This is a genomic window from Streptomyces tuirus, assembly GCF_014701095.1.
GTDB lineage: Bacteria > Actinomycetota > Actinomycetes > Streptomycetales > Streptomycetaceae > Streptomyces > Streptomyces tuirus.
Genome location: NZ_AP023439.1, coordinates 199,313 through 215,254, shown reverse-complemented (window position 1 = coordinate 215,254; position 15,942 = coordinate 199,313). Strand labels below are relative to the sequence as shown.

The following is a 15,942-nucleotide window of genomic DNA, read 5'->3' as shown; positions in this document are numbered from 1 at the left end:
CGCACCCTCGTTCACGGCATCTTCGCACCATGCGATTGGGAAGCCATATGCGCTTGGCGACATTTCAGCCCCAGCTCGGCGTTCATTGCGAGACGACCACCCTCCGCAACATGCTCCACCACGCCGGCGCCGGAATTTCCGAGGCCATGCTGTTCGGCCTGGGCCAGGGGATCGACTTCCAATACTGGGACGCTCCGGATCCCGCTCGAGGCACACCGATGCTCACCGGCCGGATCGAGCCGGGCCTGCTGTCCCGCAACGCCTGCGCGGCCCTGGGCGTGCCCTTGCGCGCATCGCGCTCACCCGACCCCGAATCGGCTTCCGCCGCAGTGACGGAACTGCTGGCCGCGGGACACGTCGTGGGAGTGTCCGTCGACATCTTCCACCTCGACTACTTCTCGTCCCGCAGTCATTTCGCGTCGCACTACATCGCCGTGTACGGGCTCGACGACTCCCTCGCCCACGTCGTCGACACCGACCAGCAGGGTGGGGCACAGACCCTGCCGACGCAGTCGCTGCGCCGCGCCCGCGCTTCCGGCGAGGGCTTCATGCCATCGCCCCACCTGCACCTGTACGTCGAGAATTTGCCGGAGCGTCTGACCACCGACATCGACGCGGTCCAGCGCGAACAGATCTGGCACGCCATCCGGCTGACCGCGCAGCGGATGACCGAGGACCGCGGTCCCCGGTTCGGTCTGCGCGCCCTGCGGCGGGCCGCCTCCGAGATCGCCGGATGGAGCGACACCCTCGCCTCCCCGGACGAGACGGTGCCGGGTGTCGGCCGCTTCTGGCGCTTCGCGGGAACCGGCGGGGCCAACTTCCGCAAGCTCTACCGGGAGTTCCTGCTGGAGGCCCGGCAGCGGTACGACGACCCGGAACTCGACCCGTTCGTCGAGGACTTCGGCGCTGTGCAGCGGCAGTGGGACCAGGCCACCGACCTGCTGATGGCCTACCGCGACGCGGACGACGGGCGACGGCAGCTGGAAACCGTCGCGGCCCTGCTGCACGCGATCGCCGGCGCCGAACAGGCCACCTTCGAAAGGCTGCTCGTCTCGGCCTCCAAACGGGCGGGTGAGCCGGCTTGACGATCACCCGGGCCAGGTCCGTCTGCCGTATGTGCCACGGCGGTTGCGGCGCCATCGTCGAGCTCACGGACGGCGTGCCCACCGACATCCACGGGGACCCCGACAATCCCACGAGCGAGGGCTACTTCTGCATCAAGGGCAAGGCCTCACTCGACCTGCTGCGCAGCCCGGACCGGCTCACGACGCCGCTGGTCCGGACCGGCCCGCGCGGCTCGGGGACGTTCGAACCGGTCGGCTGGGAAGCCGCCCTCGACCGGATCGCCGGCGAGCTCGCCGCGACCATCGACCGGCACGGCCCCGAGTCCGTCGTCCTCGGCCAGGGCACCGACCGCAACTACCAGGAATGGGTGTTCCGGCTCGCCAACGCGATCGGGACGCCGAACGTGGTCGGTCCGGCCCACGTGTGCTTCTACCCACGGGTCATGGCCTCGATCATGACCTACGGCGCCTTCACCTTCTGCGACTACGACGGCGACCCTGAAGTCGTCCTGCTCTGGGGCAGCAACAAGCCCAGCACCCACTCGGACGGCGTGATCGGCGTCAAGCTGCTGCGAGCCGTCGAACGCGGCAGCCGCGTCATCACCGTCGATCCGCGACGCACACAGACCGCCGCCCGCTCGAGCCTGCATCTGGTGATCCAGCCGGGCACCGACTGCGCACTCGCCCTCGGCATGATCAAGACCGTCATCGACGAGGGCTGGTACGACCACGACTTCGTCGCCGCGCACACCTCCGGCTTCGACGAACTCGCCGCCCACGTGCAGGCGTACGACATCGAGCGGGTCGCACGTATCACCGGCCTCACACCCCAGCTCATCCACGAAGCCACCCGCTCCTACGCCCTCGCCTCCCGGGCGTGCATCGAGGCCGGAACCGGTCTGTCGCAGAACGAGAACTCCTTCGACACCCACCGCGCGATCGCCATCCTCGCCGCGATCTGCGGAAACATCGACGCCCCCGGCGGCGACGTGATCTGGGAGCCGATGCCGATCGAGGGCCGGCGTGCCTTCCCCCGCTCGGACCTGCTCCCGGAAGAGCAGGCCGAGAAGCGGATCGGCGGCGGCAAACACAAGATCCTTTCGATGTCCGGCTGGGTCGCGCCGGGAGACCTGCACAAGGCCATCGTGAGCGGGTCGCCGTACCCGATCACCTCCATGCTGATCTTCGGCAGCAACATGCTGGCCTCGCACGAGAACACCGCGCTGGTCCGCGAGGCGATGAACAAGCTGGACCTGGTCGTCGTGTGCGACCTGTTCATGACGCCGACCGCCCGGTACGCCGACGTCGTCCTGCCGACGTCGAGCTGGCTGGAGCGGGACCAGATCGTGGAGTTCAACTCCTACATCGCGGCCCGGCGGAAGATCGCCACGGTCGACGGCTGCCGCTCCGACGAGGAGATCATCCTCCAGCTCGCCGAACGGCTCGGCCTGGGCGAGCACTTCTTCCCCTCGGTGGAAGCCGCCCTCGACGCGAAGCTGGCCGGCATCGACCTCACCTGGGAACAGTTCACGAAGATCGGCTACATCCGCAACGAGAAGCGGTACCGCAAGTACCGCGACGGCGGATTCCGTACCCGGTCCGGACGCGTGAACCTCATGAACCACGGGCTGCGGGCCATGGGCTACGAGGCGTTCCCCGTCTTCCGGCGCCCGCCGGAGCCGGACCCGGCCCTGCCGTACGTGATGACCAGCGCCCATCCGCGCCAGTTCTACAACACCGAATTCCACCAACTCCCGACCACCTCGCGCGGCCAGAGCACGGCGCGGGTGACCGTCCATCCGGACACCGCGGAGCGGGAAGGGCTGACAGACGGCGAAGAGGTGGACCTCTTCACACGGGCCGGTGCGCGCGGGGTGCGCATGACGGTCAAGATCTCCGACTCCGTCGCACCGAACGTCGTGATGGCGGACGCCGGCTGGTGGTATCCGGGCGAGTCCTCGGTCGACGAGTCGCTCAGATCCTCGGTCAATCTCCTGACGGACAACGACCGTTCCGACGTGCACATGGGGAGCGCGACGATGAGAGGTGTAGCAGTGGGAATACGGCGGCTGGGGCCGGGCCGTGGCTAGCGCGCGGGGCACCGTCGCCGCCCGGGTGCCGGAGACCGACGAGGGCCTGCAGGGCGACGAACTGGCCCTCAAATACGACGAGATGCAGCGCCACATCCGGGACAACGGCTGGCTCAAGGAGAAGATCGACGACATCCTGGCCGCCGAGATCACCACCGGCGAGGTCCTGGAGCTGGGATGCGGCCCGGGCTACCTCGGCCTGGAATGGCTCATCCGGGCGGAGGACTCCGCCCGGCTCGTCGGCCTCGACATCTCACCGGCGATGCTCCGGCGCGCGGGCATCAACGCAGCCGGCTACGGCGTCGCCGAGCGATGCGGCTACGAATGCGGCACCGTCCTGGCCCTGCCGTTCGAGGACGACCGCTTCGACCACGTCATCAGCGCGTCCTCACTGCACGAATGGGCGGATCCGGTGACCGCCCTGGCGGAGATGCACCGCGTGCTCAGGCCGGGCGGCCGGTACTGCGTATCCGATCTGCGCAGGGACGTCGACCGGACGACGTTCCAGTTCATGAAGGCGAACATCGCGGCCGACATGCGCCCGGGCTTTCGCACCTCGATCCGCTCCTCGTACGTCAAGAGCGAGATCGAAGAGCTTCTGCGCGGGACCGCGCTCGACACGGCCGTCGTGACGGAAGTGCAGATGGGGATCGTCATCACGGGCAGGAAGGAAGCGCCATGAACGCACTCGCGGGACGTTCGCCGGCCATCACCGCCACGCGCGACGGGCGCTTCCCCGACCGCGCCGGATTCGGCCGCGCCTGGGAAGAGATCCTCCAGACGTCGAGCACCTGGCGGGACCTCGACTGCGGCCAGTATCTGTCGGCCTGGTGCGGCTACGCGCCCGACCACGTCGTGGAGAAGTTCGCCGGGGTCAACCATGTCGGCATCTACATGGGCGACTACGACAACGACGACGAGGTGTTCGGCTGGAACGCCCACCTGCACGACCTCCGGGCGTCCGGCGAGATCACCACCGTCGAGATGGGGCCGTCGTACATCTCGCCCCGGCAGTACGGCACGCCGGGATGGTGGAACTCCATCGCCCTCACCGACGGACGGGTCATCGAGATGTTCGCCTGCCGCCGCTTCGGCCCCTGGGCGGACCGCCCCGCCGGCGAGCGCGGACGGCTCATGTCGCACGTCGCCATCGACGTGCACACCGACGCCGACGTCCGCTACCTCCTGGACGTCCTCGACCGGGACGTCGACCACCTGGAGAACATCGCGTTCACCGAGGCGGACGAACTCGGCCACACCTACGGGCACTTGCGCAACAACGACAGCGGCTCCGTGCTCGAGATCGTCTACGAGGAGCCGCGCGGCGGAACGGGGCACGGCGATGGCGGTCATTGAGATCTCGCCGCACTCCGGCGAACACTGCGAATCCACCGCGCTGCTCAACATGCTCCGCAACCACGACATCGAGCTGAGCGAGCCGCTGATCTTCGGGCTGGGACAGGGGCTGTCGTTCCTGTACTGGCACTCGAAGCAGATGCCGAGCCCGTTCCTCGCCGGCCGGGTCAAACCCGACCACCTCATGCGCAACGTGGCGGACGCCCTCTCCCTGGAGCTGCGGGCGCAGGAGACCTCCTCACCGGCGAAGGCCGAGGCCACGCTGCTCGAGGCTCTCGACGAGGGCGACGTGGTGGGCCTGAAGCTCGACCGCTTCCACCTCGACTACGCGCGGGAGAACCACCACTTCGCCGCCCACTACGTCGCCTGCATCGGCTACGAGGACGACCGGTTCGTCGTCGTCGAGACCCGCTCGCTCGGCGTCCGGTCGACCTCGCGCGAGAGCATGGCCCGGGCCCGGGCCGCCAAGGGACCGATGTCCTCGCGCCACCTGTCGGTCCGGGTGAACCCGAGCGGGTACGACGAGTCGATCCTCGCCAAGGCCTGCCGGGCCTCGATCCTGGCCGCCGCACAGGACTTCCTGAACCCGCCCATCACCAACATGGGGTTCAAGGGGATCGCCAAGGCCGGCTCCCTGATGCGCGGGTGGCACGACAAGCTCGGCCAACCCGTGGCGGCGATGAGTGCCGTCGGCACCAGCATGGAGGAAGGCGGAACGGGCGGCGGGCTCTTCCGGACGCTGTGGGCGCAGTTCCTGGAGGAGGCGCACGAGCTGACCGGCGTCGAGGCCTACGACGAGCTCGCCGTCGAGTACCGCCGTATCGCCGGGCGCTGGACGGACGTGGCGAACCTGCTGCGCGACGCAGACGAAGCCGGTGCCCGCGGCTCACTCGACGAGGCCGCCTCGATCGTCGGCAGCCTGGCGGCCGAGGAGCGCACGGCGATGGCGAGGCTGGAGGAGGCGTCCCGATGACCACGCTCGCCCGGCCAGCCGGCCACGACCCGCGCGGCAGCCTCCGCGACACCCTCATCTCCCGCGTCGACATCGCGCGCAAGGTCGCCGCGGTCACCTCACGGGACCGGCAGGCGCTCGACACCTGGGCAGCGGAGGCGCTCGCCGCGACCGTGGAGCACGCCGGCCGCAACTCACCCTTCTACGCCGCCCACGTCCCCGCCGAGGCGGCCCGGGCCGTCGCGCAGGGCCGTCCGCACGCGTTCGAGGCCCTGCCCTTCACCACGCGTGAACATCTCTGCGCCGCCTACCCGCTCGGCATGCTCGCCGTGCCGCGGCGTGAGGTGATCCGGTTCGACGAGAGCTCCGGAACCGGCAACGGGCGGCCCATCGCCGCGTTCTTCACGATGGCGGACTGGGTGGAGAACAACCTCACCGTCGCCGGGCTGCTCGCCGCCGTCCTGGACGAGCGGGACGTCGCGGCCATCGCCGTCCCGTACGAGCTGGCCGGGGTCGGCCAGGACCTCGACCGGGCGATCGAGAGCCTCGGCTGCACCATCGTGCCGCTCGGCGCGGCCTCACCGTCCTGCACCCCGGACCGGATGGTCGACGCCCTGCTGCGGTCCGGCGCCACGACCCTGGTGTGCTCCGGGACGCGGGCCCTGTTCCTCGGCGAGATCGCCCGGCGCCGCGGCATCGACCCGCGGCGCGACCTCGCCGTCTCGAAGATCCTCATGGCGGGGGAGGGCGCGTCGCCGGCCAAGAAGCGGCGCCTGGCCGACCAGTGGGACGCCGTCGCGTACTCGATGTTCGGCATGACCGAGACCAACACGCTGGCCATGTTCTGCCGCGAACGCGCCCTGCATCTGGTCGAGACCCGGACTTTCTTCGAGGTGGTGGATCCGGCGTCCGGCGAGCGGCTGCCGGACGGCTCCGTCGGTGAACTGGCCGTGACGACGCTGGCGAGCCGGGCCATGCCGCTGCTGCGGTACCGCACCGGTGACGTGTGCCGGATCGAGGCGGCGCCCTGCGCCTGCGGCTCCCCGCTGCGCCGGCTGCAGCACCGCGGCCGCATCGGCGACCGGATCCCGCTCGGGGAGCGCTGGACCTCCCAGCTGGAGGTCGAGGACATCGTCCTGGGCGCGATGACCACCGAGCCCTACTACTTCGCCTTCGGCATCGACGGCGACGCCCTGGAGATCGCGCTGCCGCCGTCCGGCGCCGACGACGCGACCCGGAAGACGATCGAGACCGCGGTCCGTGACCGCCTCGGAGCGGCCACCCGATTCCGGGTGCTGGACACCGGCCGGTTCGAGACGGCGCTGCGAACCTCGGCCAAACCGACGATGCGCAACTTCAGTGCCTACGGGGGAGGAGGGGCCGCCGGTGAGGGTTGAACTGCCGCTCCCCACGCGCATTCCGGTCGACGGGCGCTTCGAGATCGATGACACGTGCATCGACTGCAAGCTCTGCAACGACCTGGCGCCCGACAACTTCGACGCGGACCTCGACAACGACGTCCACTACGTGTGCAAACAGCCCGAGACATCCGACGAGCTCGAGCGGGTCCTCGACGCCTTCGAATCCTGTCCCACCGAATCGATCCGGTACTCAGCGGCACCCAGCGGGGAGTGATGGCGCAATGTCAAGCCTGGACGATCCAGTAGAAGCCGACATGTGCGCCGGCCGACGCCAAATGACCGAACTGGGACCGGTGGCCGAGAGCTACGACCAGCTGCACCGCATCGACCTGCTCGGCGAGGCGCGCGCCGCACGAGGAGTCCCGGAGGGCACGTACGACTCGACGGTGTGCGCGGTCCTCCAGGCGTCCGAGGTGTGCCTGCTCAACCTGGCACGGCTGGCGACCAGGACCCGGGTGTGCCTGCTGGCCGACGACATCCCGACCGCCTCCCGCTACGTCCAGTGGGCCGTCGGGTTCCACCGGTTGCTGCGCAGGCTCGGCACGGTGATGTTCGGCGCCCGCGGCATCTACGGAGCCGGCGTGTCCGCGGGGGCCACGGCCGTCAGCATCTCCGAGACCGCCGGCTACGCGGCCTACGTCGACGCCCTGCGGGGACTGGAGGACGTCGCCAAGGGCTCGCTGCTGGCCGGCGCACCCGAGCTGACCCGCTCGACCATCGCCACCAGGAGCATCGACGACTCGCTGTACCGCGTGCTGCACGGCATCCGGGTCGGCTGCCACGACGCCACCAAGTGGGAGAGCGACCTCACCGCGGTGCCCATCGGGGTGAGCCGGAGCACCGACGAGCTGATCTCCGCCGAGACACTGGCGCGCGCGGTCGCCGCGACCGAGCTGAACGCGGACACCCTGCACGGGGAGTTCGTCGCCCTGCACCAGATCCCGGAGATCCTCTGCGCCGAGGCGAACGACCACCTCGAGGTCGCGATCCGGGCCATCCGCGCATCGGAGCTGAGCCGGGCGGCACAGCACCTGACGGCCTGCCGGGAACTGCTCGATCCGGTGGTCGACGCGCAGCGGGTGATGGCCGAACACCTGGCCACCGGGGAGTACCACGAGTTCCGTACCAATCTGGGACCCGCGAGCGGTACGCACTCGCTGTCGATCAAACAGCACATGTTCCGGGATCTGTTCAAGCACATGTGGAACGACCTCGAAGCGTGGCTGAGCTCGCTCGGCGGGTCGTCACTCGAGGAGACCGTACGGGACATCGACGCACACCGCCACGACGACCCCCGGGCATGGCTGCGGCACACCGTGGTCGACCAGGCGTTCAAGCTGCACTCCGCCCATCAGCAGTGGCGCCACGAGCATCTGCACATGCCCCGCAACTGCCTGGGCAGCGGCGGCACCAAGTCCATGATCGGCATCCCGGACGGGCCGCAGGCGGTCTACAAGATGCGGGACGCGGCCAACGCCCAGCACTCGCTGGCCACGATCCACCGGGCACGCCGGACGCCGCTGACGAACGCCGTGCCGGACTCGCCCATGGTCAAGCTCATCACCGATCCCAGCTCCCTCGACTCCGAACTGATGCGGGTCGTGGGTGAGGCGACACGCGAGTACTTCCCCCAGGTGCAAGAGCAGAGCTACCAGCCGTTCCGGTCCGGTGCGGCCGAGCGGAACCCGTAGGAGCGCGGACGGTGACCACCACAGGATCCACAGCCTCTGACAAGCCCGCCGACGACACGGCCCTCCTGCCGGGCACCTCCGGCGGCGCCTGGCGAGGCGACGAATACATCGCCAGCCTCAAGGACGAGCGGGAGGTCTGGTGCGAGGGACGCCGGGCCGATGTGACCGGCGACCCGGGCTTTCGGCCCATGCTGTCCACGCTGGCCGGCCTCCACGACGCCCAGCACCGGCCCGACCGGGCGGACGAGATGCTCCACCGGTCGGACACCTCCGGCCGGCTCGTCAGCCTGTCGTACCTGGCACCGACGGACCGGGACGACCTCGCCCGCAAGTGGGCCAACTCCCACCGGTGGGCGGAGGCCTCCTACGGCCAGCTCTCCCGGATACCCGACTTCATGTCGAACGTCGTGGTCGGCCTGTACGACTACCGGTTCGAACTGGCCAAGGTGGACCCCGAATTCGGGCGCAACGCGGAGAACTACTACCACTACTGCCGCGAGAACGACCTCACGCTGACCCACGGCCTCGGCGACCCCCAGATCGACCGCTCCTCGACCCCCGCCGACCGGCCGGAACTGGGCCTGAGAGTGGTGCGGCGCGGCTCCGACGGCATCGTCGTACGAGGAGCCAAACAGATCGCCACCCTGGCGCCGTACGCCCACGAGGTGCTCATCTACCTCTCGCCCGCCAACTACCTGCGTGAGGACCCCAGCTACGTCTGCTGGTTCGCCGCTCCCCTGGCGACACCGGGCCTGCGCGTGCTGTGCCGCTCGTCGTACGCCGACGGCTCCGGCGGCCTGTCCGCGCGCTACGACGAGCAGGACGCCATGCTGGTGTTCGACGACGTGTTCATCCCGATGGACCGGGTTTTCCTGCTCGATGACTCCCAGGCGGCCGTCCGCGGGTTCGGCGAGCTGAACAAGTGGTCGCTCTACACCGGCCAAGTGCGCTACTACCACCGGTTGCGCACCATGCTCGGGGTCGCGTCACTGCTGGCCCAGGCGATCGGCGTCGACACGTTCCGGCAGGTCACGGACCTCCTCGGCGAGCTCACCTCGTACGTCGAGATCGTCCGGCTCGGCCTGGCCGCGATCGACGCCGAATGCCGACCCACCACCTCGGGGCTCCTCGCCCCCGGCTCGACGGCGGCGCTCGACGCCGTCGCCGGCCGCTTCTCGACCCGGGGCTCGGAGATCATCCGGCAGATCGGCGCGTCGGGCCTGATCATGCAGCCCTCGGAGGCCGATCTCGGCGCCCCCGAGCTGCGCCGGGTGCTCGACACCTACATGTGCGGGCGCGAGACGAGCGTGGACGAGAAGTCCCGGATCTTCCGCCTCGCCGCCGACCTGGCCGTCGACCGCTTCGGGATGCGCCAGGAGCTCTACGAGACGTGGAACCGCGGTGATCCCGCCCGGGTCCGTTCGATGCTCTATACCCGCTATCCCGACCTGCGGCGCTGCGAAACCCAGGCCCGCGACCTGGCCGAAGGGCGGAACGACACCACATGAGTCCCGACAGCATCCGGCTCGAAGGCGTCACCACCCACAACCTCAAGTCGGTCGACGTCTCCTTCCCCAAGGGGAAGCTGGTCGTCGCCGCGGGCGTCTCCGGGTCGGGCAAGTCGTCCCTGGTCATCGACACCCTCTTCGAACACTCCAAGACGCTCTATCTGGGCGCCCTGTCCAGCAAGTCCCTCGACATGGGCGACGGCGACTACCAGTTCGACCGGATCGCCGGAACGCAGCCACCGGTGGCCCTGCGCCAGCGCGACGGCGGCTACTCCAATCCCCGCTCGACCGTGGGGACCCTCACCGGCCTCGACGGGCTCTACCGGCTGCTGTTCGGCGCCGGCTCCCGGCCCGTGTGCCCGGCCTGTCTCGGCCCGACCGGTCCGGACCTGTTCTGCGACGACTGCGGCTGCTTCGCCGAACCGCACTCCGCGAAGCACTTCAGCCCGAACCGCAAGGAAGGCAAGTGCCTCCAGTGCGACGGCATCGGAGAACTCGTCGGCTTCTCGCTGGAGAAGATCATCCCGGACCGGTCGAAGACGCTCACCGAGATCTGGGACGGCGCCGACCCGGGGACGTTCGCCGTTCCCAACGTGCGCAAGGCGTTCGAGGCGATGGCCGCGGACATCGGCCTGGACCTCGGCCTGCCGTTCGAGAAGCTCAGCCCGGAGCAGACCGAGAAGGTGCTGCACGGCTCGGACACCGTCTACACCCTCAAGATCCGCAAGGTCACCAACGACTTCCGCTTCGAGGGCATCCTGGGCTTCCTGGAGCGCGCCTACCGCAATGCGTCGTCCGCCGCCCGCAAGAACGCCTTCACCAACTACCTCGGCCGGGAAGTCTGCCCCGGGTGCAACGGAGGGCGGCTGCGCCCCGAATCGCTCAGGGCGACGGTGGCCGGGCACACCTTCCACGACTTCCAGAGCGACGAACTGTCGCGTTCGATCACCCGGTTGCGCGACGGACTCGCGTCCGGCGAGGTGCCGGCCCAGGTGCGCGAACTCGCCTCCGCGATCGTCAAACAGAGCGCGAACATCGACGACGTCGGACTCGGACACCTGCAACTGCAGCGGCCCGTCATCACCCTCTCCGGCGGTGAACTGCAACGGCTGCTGCTGGCGCAGCACCTGGCCAGCGACCTGACCGGCGTCATGTACGTCCTGGACGAACCGACCGCCGGTCTGCACGAGGCCGACACCGGGAAGATCCTCACCTCACTGCGACGGCTGCGCGACCTAGGGAACACCGTCATCGTCATCGAGCACGACGAGTCGGTGATCCGTGCCGCCGACTGGATCGTCGAACTGGGGCCCGGGGCCGGCTCCCGCGGCGGCGAGATCATCTTCGAGGGCCGCTTCGCCGACCTGCTGAACAGCGGTGACTCGCCGACGGCCACGGCGATGCTGTCCGGCGGGCCGTCGCGGGCCCGGGCCGAACTCGCCGAAGCGTCCTGGCTCGAAGTGCGCGGCATCACGCGCAACAACGTGGTCGACCAGACCGCGAACTTCCCGCTCGGCGGGCTCACCTGCGTCTCCGGTGTGTCCGGCGCGGGCAAGAGCTCCCTGGTGGCCGGCATCCACGCATCGGTCTCCCGGGCCATCGCCCAGCGGTCGACGGGGGCGGCGGCCGAAGGCACCGGCATCCGGGGAGCCGAAGCCCTGGACGACGTCATCTACGTCGAGCAGCGGCCGATCGGCCGCTCCAGCCGGAGCACCCTCGTCACCTACATCGGCATCAGCGACCACATTCGCGACGCCTTCGCCGGCAGCGCCGACGCGGTCGAGCGCGGCCTGGGCCGCGGCGAGTTCAGCCCGAACGTCGCCGGCGGACGGTGCGAGTCCTGCAAGGGACTCGGGCTGGCCGAGATCGAGATGACCCTCTTCAAGAGCGAGTTCATCGTCTGCCCCGAGTGCGAGGGCCGACGGTTCCAGGAACACGTCCTCGACGTGCGGCTGGGCGACAAGAACATCCACGACGTGCTGTCCATGACCGTCGAGGACGCACTCGACTGGTTCGACACCACGAGCAGCCCCAAGGTCGTCCAAGCACTCGGCGTACTGCACGAGTTCGGCCTCGGCTATCTGCAACTCGGCTGTTCGACGACCACCCTGTCCGGTGGCGAGGCGCAGCGGCTCAACCTGGCGGGCGAACTGCTCAAACAGCGCCGCAGCCGCACCCTGTTCATCTTCGACGAGCCCACGCGCGGCCTGCACGCCGCCGACATCCGCCATCTGCTGGCCCTCTTCGAGCGCCTGATCTCCACCGGCAACACCATCGTGGTCATCGAACACGACCTGAAGGTGATCAACATCGCCGACTGGGTGATCGACCTGGGCCCCGGCGCCGGCCGCGAGGGTGGCCGGGTCGTGCACAGCGGCACACCGGAGGACCTCGCGGCCAACGCGGCGAGCGTGACAGGCCGGTTCGTACGCCGGCTGCGCGACGAACCCGGTGCGGCGGCGCCGGTGCCCGAACCCGCCGGACTCCTTCGGCCGAGTGCGGCGCCGGACCTCGGGGTCATCGGTGAGCTTCTGCCACGGGCCGTCACGGTGGTCGCCGGCACGGCACGGCAGTCCGAGCGGAACGGACCGACACCGTACGGACTGGTGATCGGCTCCCTCACCGTCGTCTCCGACGAACTCGCCCTGATCGGCTTCCTGGTGCGCTCGGGCAGCACCAGCTGGAACGCCATCGCGGACACCGGCCGGTTCTGCGTCAACATCCTCGGCGAGGACCAGCACGAGGTGTCCGACGCCTTCTCGCAGGGCAGGCCGGACAGCCGCTTCGACGCCCTCGCGTGGACCCCCTCCGCCAACGGCTGCCCGCGCCTCTCCGGCGCCCTCGGCACCCTCGACTGCAGCCTGAAGTCGACGTACCGGATCGGCGACCACGAGTTCGTCCTGGCGACGGTCGTCAGCGTCGACATGGAGGGCGGCACCGACCGCCGGCCCCTGCTCCGGGCCGAACGGGGCGACAGCCCTCTCGACGACTACGGGTGGCGCCGGTTCGCCCGGGAAGCGGAGGCCAGGTGACGACGACCACGTCCCTCGCGACGCACTACGAACAGTTCCTGGAACTGCTCACCCGGGACCCCCGCACCGCCGCGGACGACCGGGACGCGCCGCTCCGTGCGCGGTACGGCGAACGGGTCGACCCCTCGGGCGCAGCAGAGCCGATCGTGCTGACCCGCGACGAGTGGATCCGCGACCAGATCGACCTGACGCTGGCGATGGGCCGCCTGCTGACCGAGGACGACGTGGTCGTCTCGGCCGTGCCGTACGAACTGTCGTTCATCGGCGCCCAGGTGGACCGTGTGATCGAGATGGTGGGCGCCTCGGTGATCAGCGTCGGGACGAGCGGGACCATCTGCCCGATGCCGCGACTGCTCGGGCTGATCGAGCAGTACGAGGTGACGGCCCTGGTGTGCTCGCCGAGCTTCGCCGCTGAGCTGGCGGGCCTCGCGGCGTCGCTCGGCAAACGGCCGGCGGACTCCACGGTCCGGACGATCGTCTGCGTGGGGGAGGCCTGCTCCACCGAGCGCCTCGACCGCATCGGCGCCGCCTGGGCGGCGAGGACCTCGGCGCTGTACGGGACGCCGTCGGCACCGACCGTCGCCGTCGCCTGCGACCACGGCGCACTGCACCTGTGCGACCACCGGCTGCGCGCGGAGGTCCGCGGCGGTCCGCGCGGTGAGCTGATCCTGGACGGCTCACCGACCGGTGAGGCCGTCGAACTGTGGCCGGCGGACCGTCGCTGCGCATGCGGTTCCGCGAGCCGGGTCCTGCTGCCGCTCGGCGGCATGGCGTCGGCGGTACGCGGGCCGGACGGGCTGGTCTCGGCCGTGGACGTCGAGCGCGTCGTGTTCGGTCACAGCAGGCTCGCACCGCACTTCGCCTGCGCCGTCCGAAACGGCACCTTCCACGTCACCTGCGCCGTGGCCGACTCCGGCGCCGTGGACGCGGGCGCGCTGCGGCGTGCGATCCGCGGCGGCGTCGACGAGGCGCTCGGCGTCGAGGCCGAGGTCACGATCGTCGGCGTGCAGGACTGGAGTACCGCCCCGTCATGACCCGCACCCCGCCGCGGCGCACCGTCGCCGCGGCCCATCCACCCGGTGGCATCCCGAGGAGACAAGACGCATGAGGGTAGCGGTAGTACAGACCCAGTGGGTCGACGATCACGAAGACGGCCTGCGCAACGCCTACCAGGCGATCGAGGACGTCTGCGCGGCCGGCGACATCGACCTGGTGTGCTTTCCCGAGTTCCTGCTCGGCCCGCCGTGGTACATGCCCGGCCAGGACGGACTGAAAGGCCGCACCGACACCCCGATCCCGGGGCCGATCGTCGACGGCTTCCAGTCCCTGGCCCGCAAACTCAACACGCACATCCTGCTGGGGTCGCTCGTCGAGGACCTGCGGGACGGCATGTACCGGAACACGTCCCTGCTGATCGGCCGGCAGGGCGTCATCACCGGACGCGCCGTCAAGGCACACCCCTTCGGCAACGAGATGGTGGTGTGCCGCCAGACCGACGCACTCGGCGTGCTGTCCACCGAGTTCGGGCAGATCGGCATCGCCGTGTGCTCGGACTTCTGGATCCCCGAGGTCGTCCGGCTGCTGGCGCTCGCCGGCGCACGGACGATCTTCGTGCCGGGCGGGACACTGGGGCAGAACCAGCCGCTCATGGTGAACGCCCTGCGCACGGCGGCGTATCTGAACGACGTCAACATCGTCTACGCGAGCTCGGTCGGAGTCGTCCGCGGCAAACGCGGCGACCGGCTCGTGGAGATCCACTTCGCCGGCACCAGTCTGGTCGCGAGCCCCGAGGGCGTGCTCGCCCAGGCCGGCAGCGACGAACCGGAGATCCTCGTCGTCGACATCGACGAGCCCGCGGACGGCGACGGCCGCCGCTGGCAGCAACTCCGCAGGCCCGCCGCCTACCAGGCGCTGCTCACCCCGTACGCCGGAGCGGACCGGGATCTCGCCGCCGAACTGCGGGCGAGCCTCACCGGGGGCGGCGGCCCGGGCCGGGGCCGTCCCGCCACCGCGACCAGCACACCTGAGGGGACTCGTTCGTGACCATCTTCGTAGCGCAGCACACCCGCCGGGCGACCCCCGAGGAGACGGCCTCCGCCGTACTCGACGATCTCGACCGCCGGGTGACCGACGAGGCGTCGTTCGTCGTCCTCCCCGAGAACGTGTTCACCACCGGTGGCGACGTCCAGGCGCTGCCCCGCCAACTGCGCGAGCAGTGCCTGGATCGCCTGACAACACTGGCGCGGACCCGCGGAACCTACGTCCTCACCGGCTCGTGGGCGCAGACCCGGCCGGGCGGCGGGCTGACGCAGGTGGCCAGGCTGCTGGACCCGAGCGGCACGGAGTGCGCCCGGGTGGAGCGGCCGGTCCTGCCCGACGGGACCACCGGCACCGGCGACGACTTCCCCGTCGTCGAGACGCCGTTCGGCCGGGTCGGGCTGCTCCTCGGCCCCGACTTCTGGCTGGTCGAACCGCCGCGCATCGAATGCCTGGCCGGTGCGGAGCTGCTGCTGGTCGCCGGGTCCCTCGACGGCGGGCAGCAGGCGTCGCAGCGCGCCGCGGTGTGGGGCATCGCGACCCTCAACACCGTCGTCGTCGCCTTCGCCGGTTCGCTGAGCGAACGCTGCGGCGGGGGCAGCGCCGTGGCGGCGCCCGAGGGCTTCGTCGCCGAGGCGGGCACCGACGAGGGTGTCATCGAGGCGCCCTGGGACGTCGAGAGGATCCGGCACCTGCGCGAACCCGACCTGCGCTTCCAGCAGACCCTCTGGTTCGGACTGTGGGCGCGCCGCACGGAGCTGTACACGGACCTGACGGCGCAGGTGAGTTGA

The 15,942-nt window shown here is 70.1% G+C and carries 13 protein-coding genes; all 13 read left to right on the top strand.

Annotation, left to right across the window (positions count from 1 at the left end; translation table 11 throughout):
• The first annotated feature begins 29 nt into the window (after positions 1-29).
• The 13 genes from IGS69_RS01005 (at position 30) to IGS69_RS00945 (ending at position 15,942) form a co-directional block, all read left to right on the top strand.
• Positions 30-1,085, top strand: a complete 1,056-nt coding sequence (locus IGS69_RS01005; protein ID WP_332836544.1) for a BtrH N-terminal domain-containing protein — start codon at positions 30-32, stop codon at positions 1,083-1,085.
• The gene (locus tag IGS69_RS01000) at positions 1,082-3,154 is read left to right on the top strand and encodes a molybdopterin-containing oxidoreductase family protein (protein ID WP_232543399.1); all 2,073 of its coding nucleotides are present in this window, start codon (positions 1,082-1,084) and stop codon (positions 3,152-3,154) included. Before IGS69_RS01005 ends, IGS69_RS01000 begins: the two co-directional genes overlap by 4 nt.
• Positions 3,147-3,836, top strand: coding sequence for a class I SAM-dependent methyltransferase (locus IGS69_RS00995; RefSeq protein WP_190896015.1), 690 nt, complete (start codon positions 3,147-3,149; stop codon positions 3,834-3,836). The genes IGS69_RS01000 and IGS69_RS00995 overlap by 8 nt, the downstream gene beginning before the upstream one ends.
• Positions 3,833-4,510, top strand: coding sequence for a hypothetical protein (locus tag IGS69_RS00990; protein WP_190896014.1), 678 nt, complete (start codon positions 3,833-3,835; stop codon positions 4,508-4,510). The genes IGS69_RS00995 and IGS69_RS00990 overlap by 4 nt, the downstream gene beginning before the upstream one ends.
• Entirely contained in the window at positions 4,497-5,483 is a 987-nt protein-coding gene (locus IGS69_RS00985) for a BtrH N-terminal domain-containing protein (RefSeq protein WP_190896013.1), read from the top strand. Before IGS69_RS00990 ends, IGS69_RS00985 begins: the two co-directional genes overlap by 14 nt.
• A complete protein-coding gene (locus IGS69_RS00980) occupies positions 5,480-6,859 on the top strand; it encodes a phenylacetate--CoA ligase family protein (RefSeq protein WP_190896012.1) in 1,380 nt (459 codons plus the stop codon). The genes IGS69_RS00985 and IGS69_RS00980 overlap by 4 nt, the downstream gene beginning before the upstream one ends.
• On the top strand, positions 6,849-7,097 hold the full coding sequence (locus IGS69_RS00975) for a ferredoxin (RefSeq protein WP_190896011.1): 249 nt from the start codon (positions 6,849-6,851) through the stop codon (positions 7,095-7,097). Before IGS69_RS00980 ends, IGS69_RS00975 begins: the two co-directional genes overlap by 11 nt.
• Positions 7,098-7,158: 61 nt before the next feature.
• A complete protein-coding gene (locus IGS69_RS00970; protein WP_232543398.1) occupies positions 7,159-8,574 on the top strand; it encodes a tryptophan 2,3-dioxygenase in 1,416 nt (471 codons plus the stop codon).
• Positions 8,575-8,585: 11 nt separating this feature from the next.
• Positions 8,586-10,082 carry a 4-hydroxyphenylacetate 3-hydroxylase family protein gene (locus tag IGS69_RS00965; protein WP_190896007.1) on the top strand — a complete coding sequence of 499 codons (1,497 nt, stop codon included), beginning with the start codon at positions 8,586-8,588 and terminating at the stop codon, positions 10,080-10,082.
• On the top strand, positions 10,079-13,114 hold the full coding sequence (locus IGS69_RS00960) for a flavin reductase (RefSeq protein ID WP_190896005.1): 3,036 nt from the start codon (positions 10,079-10,081) through the stop codon (positions 13,112-13,114). The genes IGS69_RS00965 and IGS69_RS00960 overlap by 4 nt, the downstream gene beginning before the upstream one ends.
• Positions 13,111-14,148: a phenylacetate--CoA ligase family protein gene (locus IGS69_RS00955; protein ID WP_190896004.1), complete on the top strand. Its 1,038-nt coding sequence runs from the start codon at positions 13,111-13,113 to the stop codon at positions 14,146-14,148. Before IGS69_RS00960 ends, IGS69_RS00955 begins: the two co-directional genes overlap by 4 nt.
• Before the next feature lie 70 nt (positions 14,149-14,218).
• Positions 14,219-15,157 carry a carbon-nitrogen hydrolase family protein gene (locus tag IGS69_RS00950; protein WP_190896003.1) on the top strand — a complete coding sequence of 313 codons (939 nt, stop codon included), beginning with the start codon at positions 14,219-14,221 and terminating at the stop codon, positions 15,155-15,157.
• Positions 15,154-15,942 carry a carbon-nitrogen hydrolase family protein gene (locus IGS69_RS00945; RefSeq protein ID WP_190896002.1) on the top strand — a complete coding sequence of 263 codons (789 nt, stop codon included), beginning with the start codon at positions 15,154-15,156 and terminating at the stop codon, positions 15,940-15,942. The genes IGS69_RS00950 and IGS69_RS00945 overlap by 4 nt, the downstream gene beginning before the upstream one ends.

What these genes read in the sequence shown, in the direction of transcription:
- IGS69_RS01005 (WP_332836544.1), top strand. Translation starts at nt 30, where the DNA reads ATGCGATTGGGAAGCCATATGCGCTTGGCGACATTTCAGCCCCAGCTC.
- IGS69_RS00990 (WP_190896014.1), top strand. Translation starts at nt 3,833, where the DNA reads ATGAACGCACTCGCGGGACGTTCGCCGGCCATCACCGCCACGCGCGAC.
- IGS69_RS00985 (WP_190896013.1), top strand. Translation starts at nt 4,497, where the DNA reads ATGGCGGTCATTGAGATCTCGCCGCACTCCGGCGAACACTGCGAATCC.
- IGS69_RS00980 (WP_190896012.1), top strand. Translation starts at nt 5,480, where the DNA reads ATGACCACGCTCGCCCGGCCAGCCGGCCACGACCCGCGCGGCAGCCTC.
- IGS69_RS00970 (WP_232543398.1), top strand. Translation starts at nt 7,159, where the DNA reads ATGACCGAACTGGGACCGGTGGCCGAGAGCTACGACCAGCTGCACCGC.
- IGS69_RS00960 (WP_190896005.1), top strand. Translation starts at nt 10,079, where the DNA reads ATGAGTCCCGACAGCATCCGGCTCGAAGGCGTCACCACCCACAACCTC.
- IGS69_RS00950 (WP_190896003.1), top strand. Translation starts at nt 14,219, where the DNA reads ATGAGGGTAGCGGTAGTACAGACCCAGTGGGTCGACGATCACGAAGAC.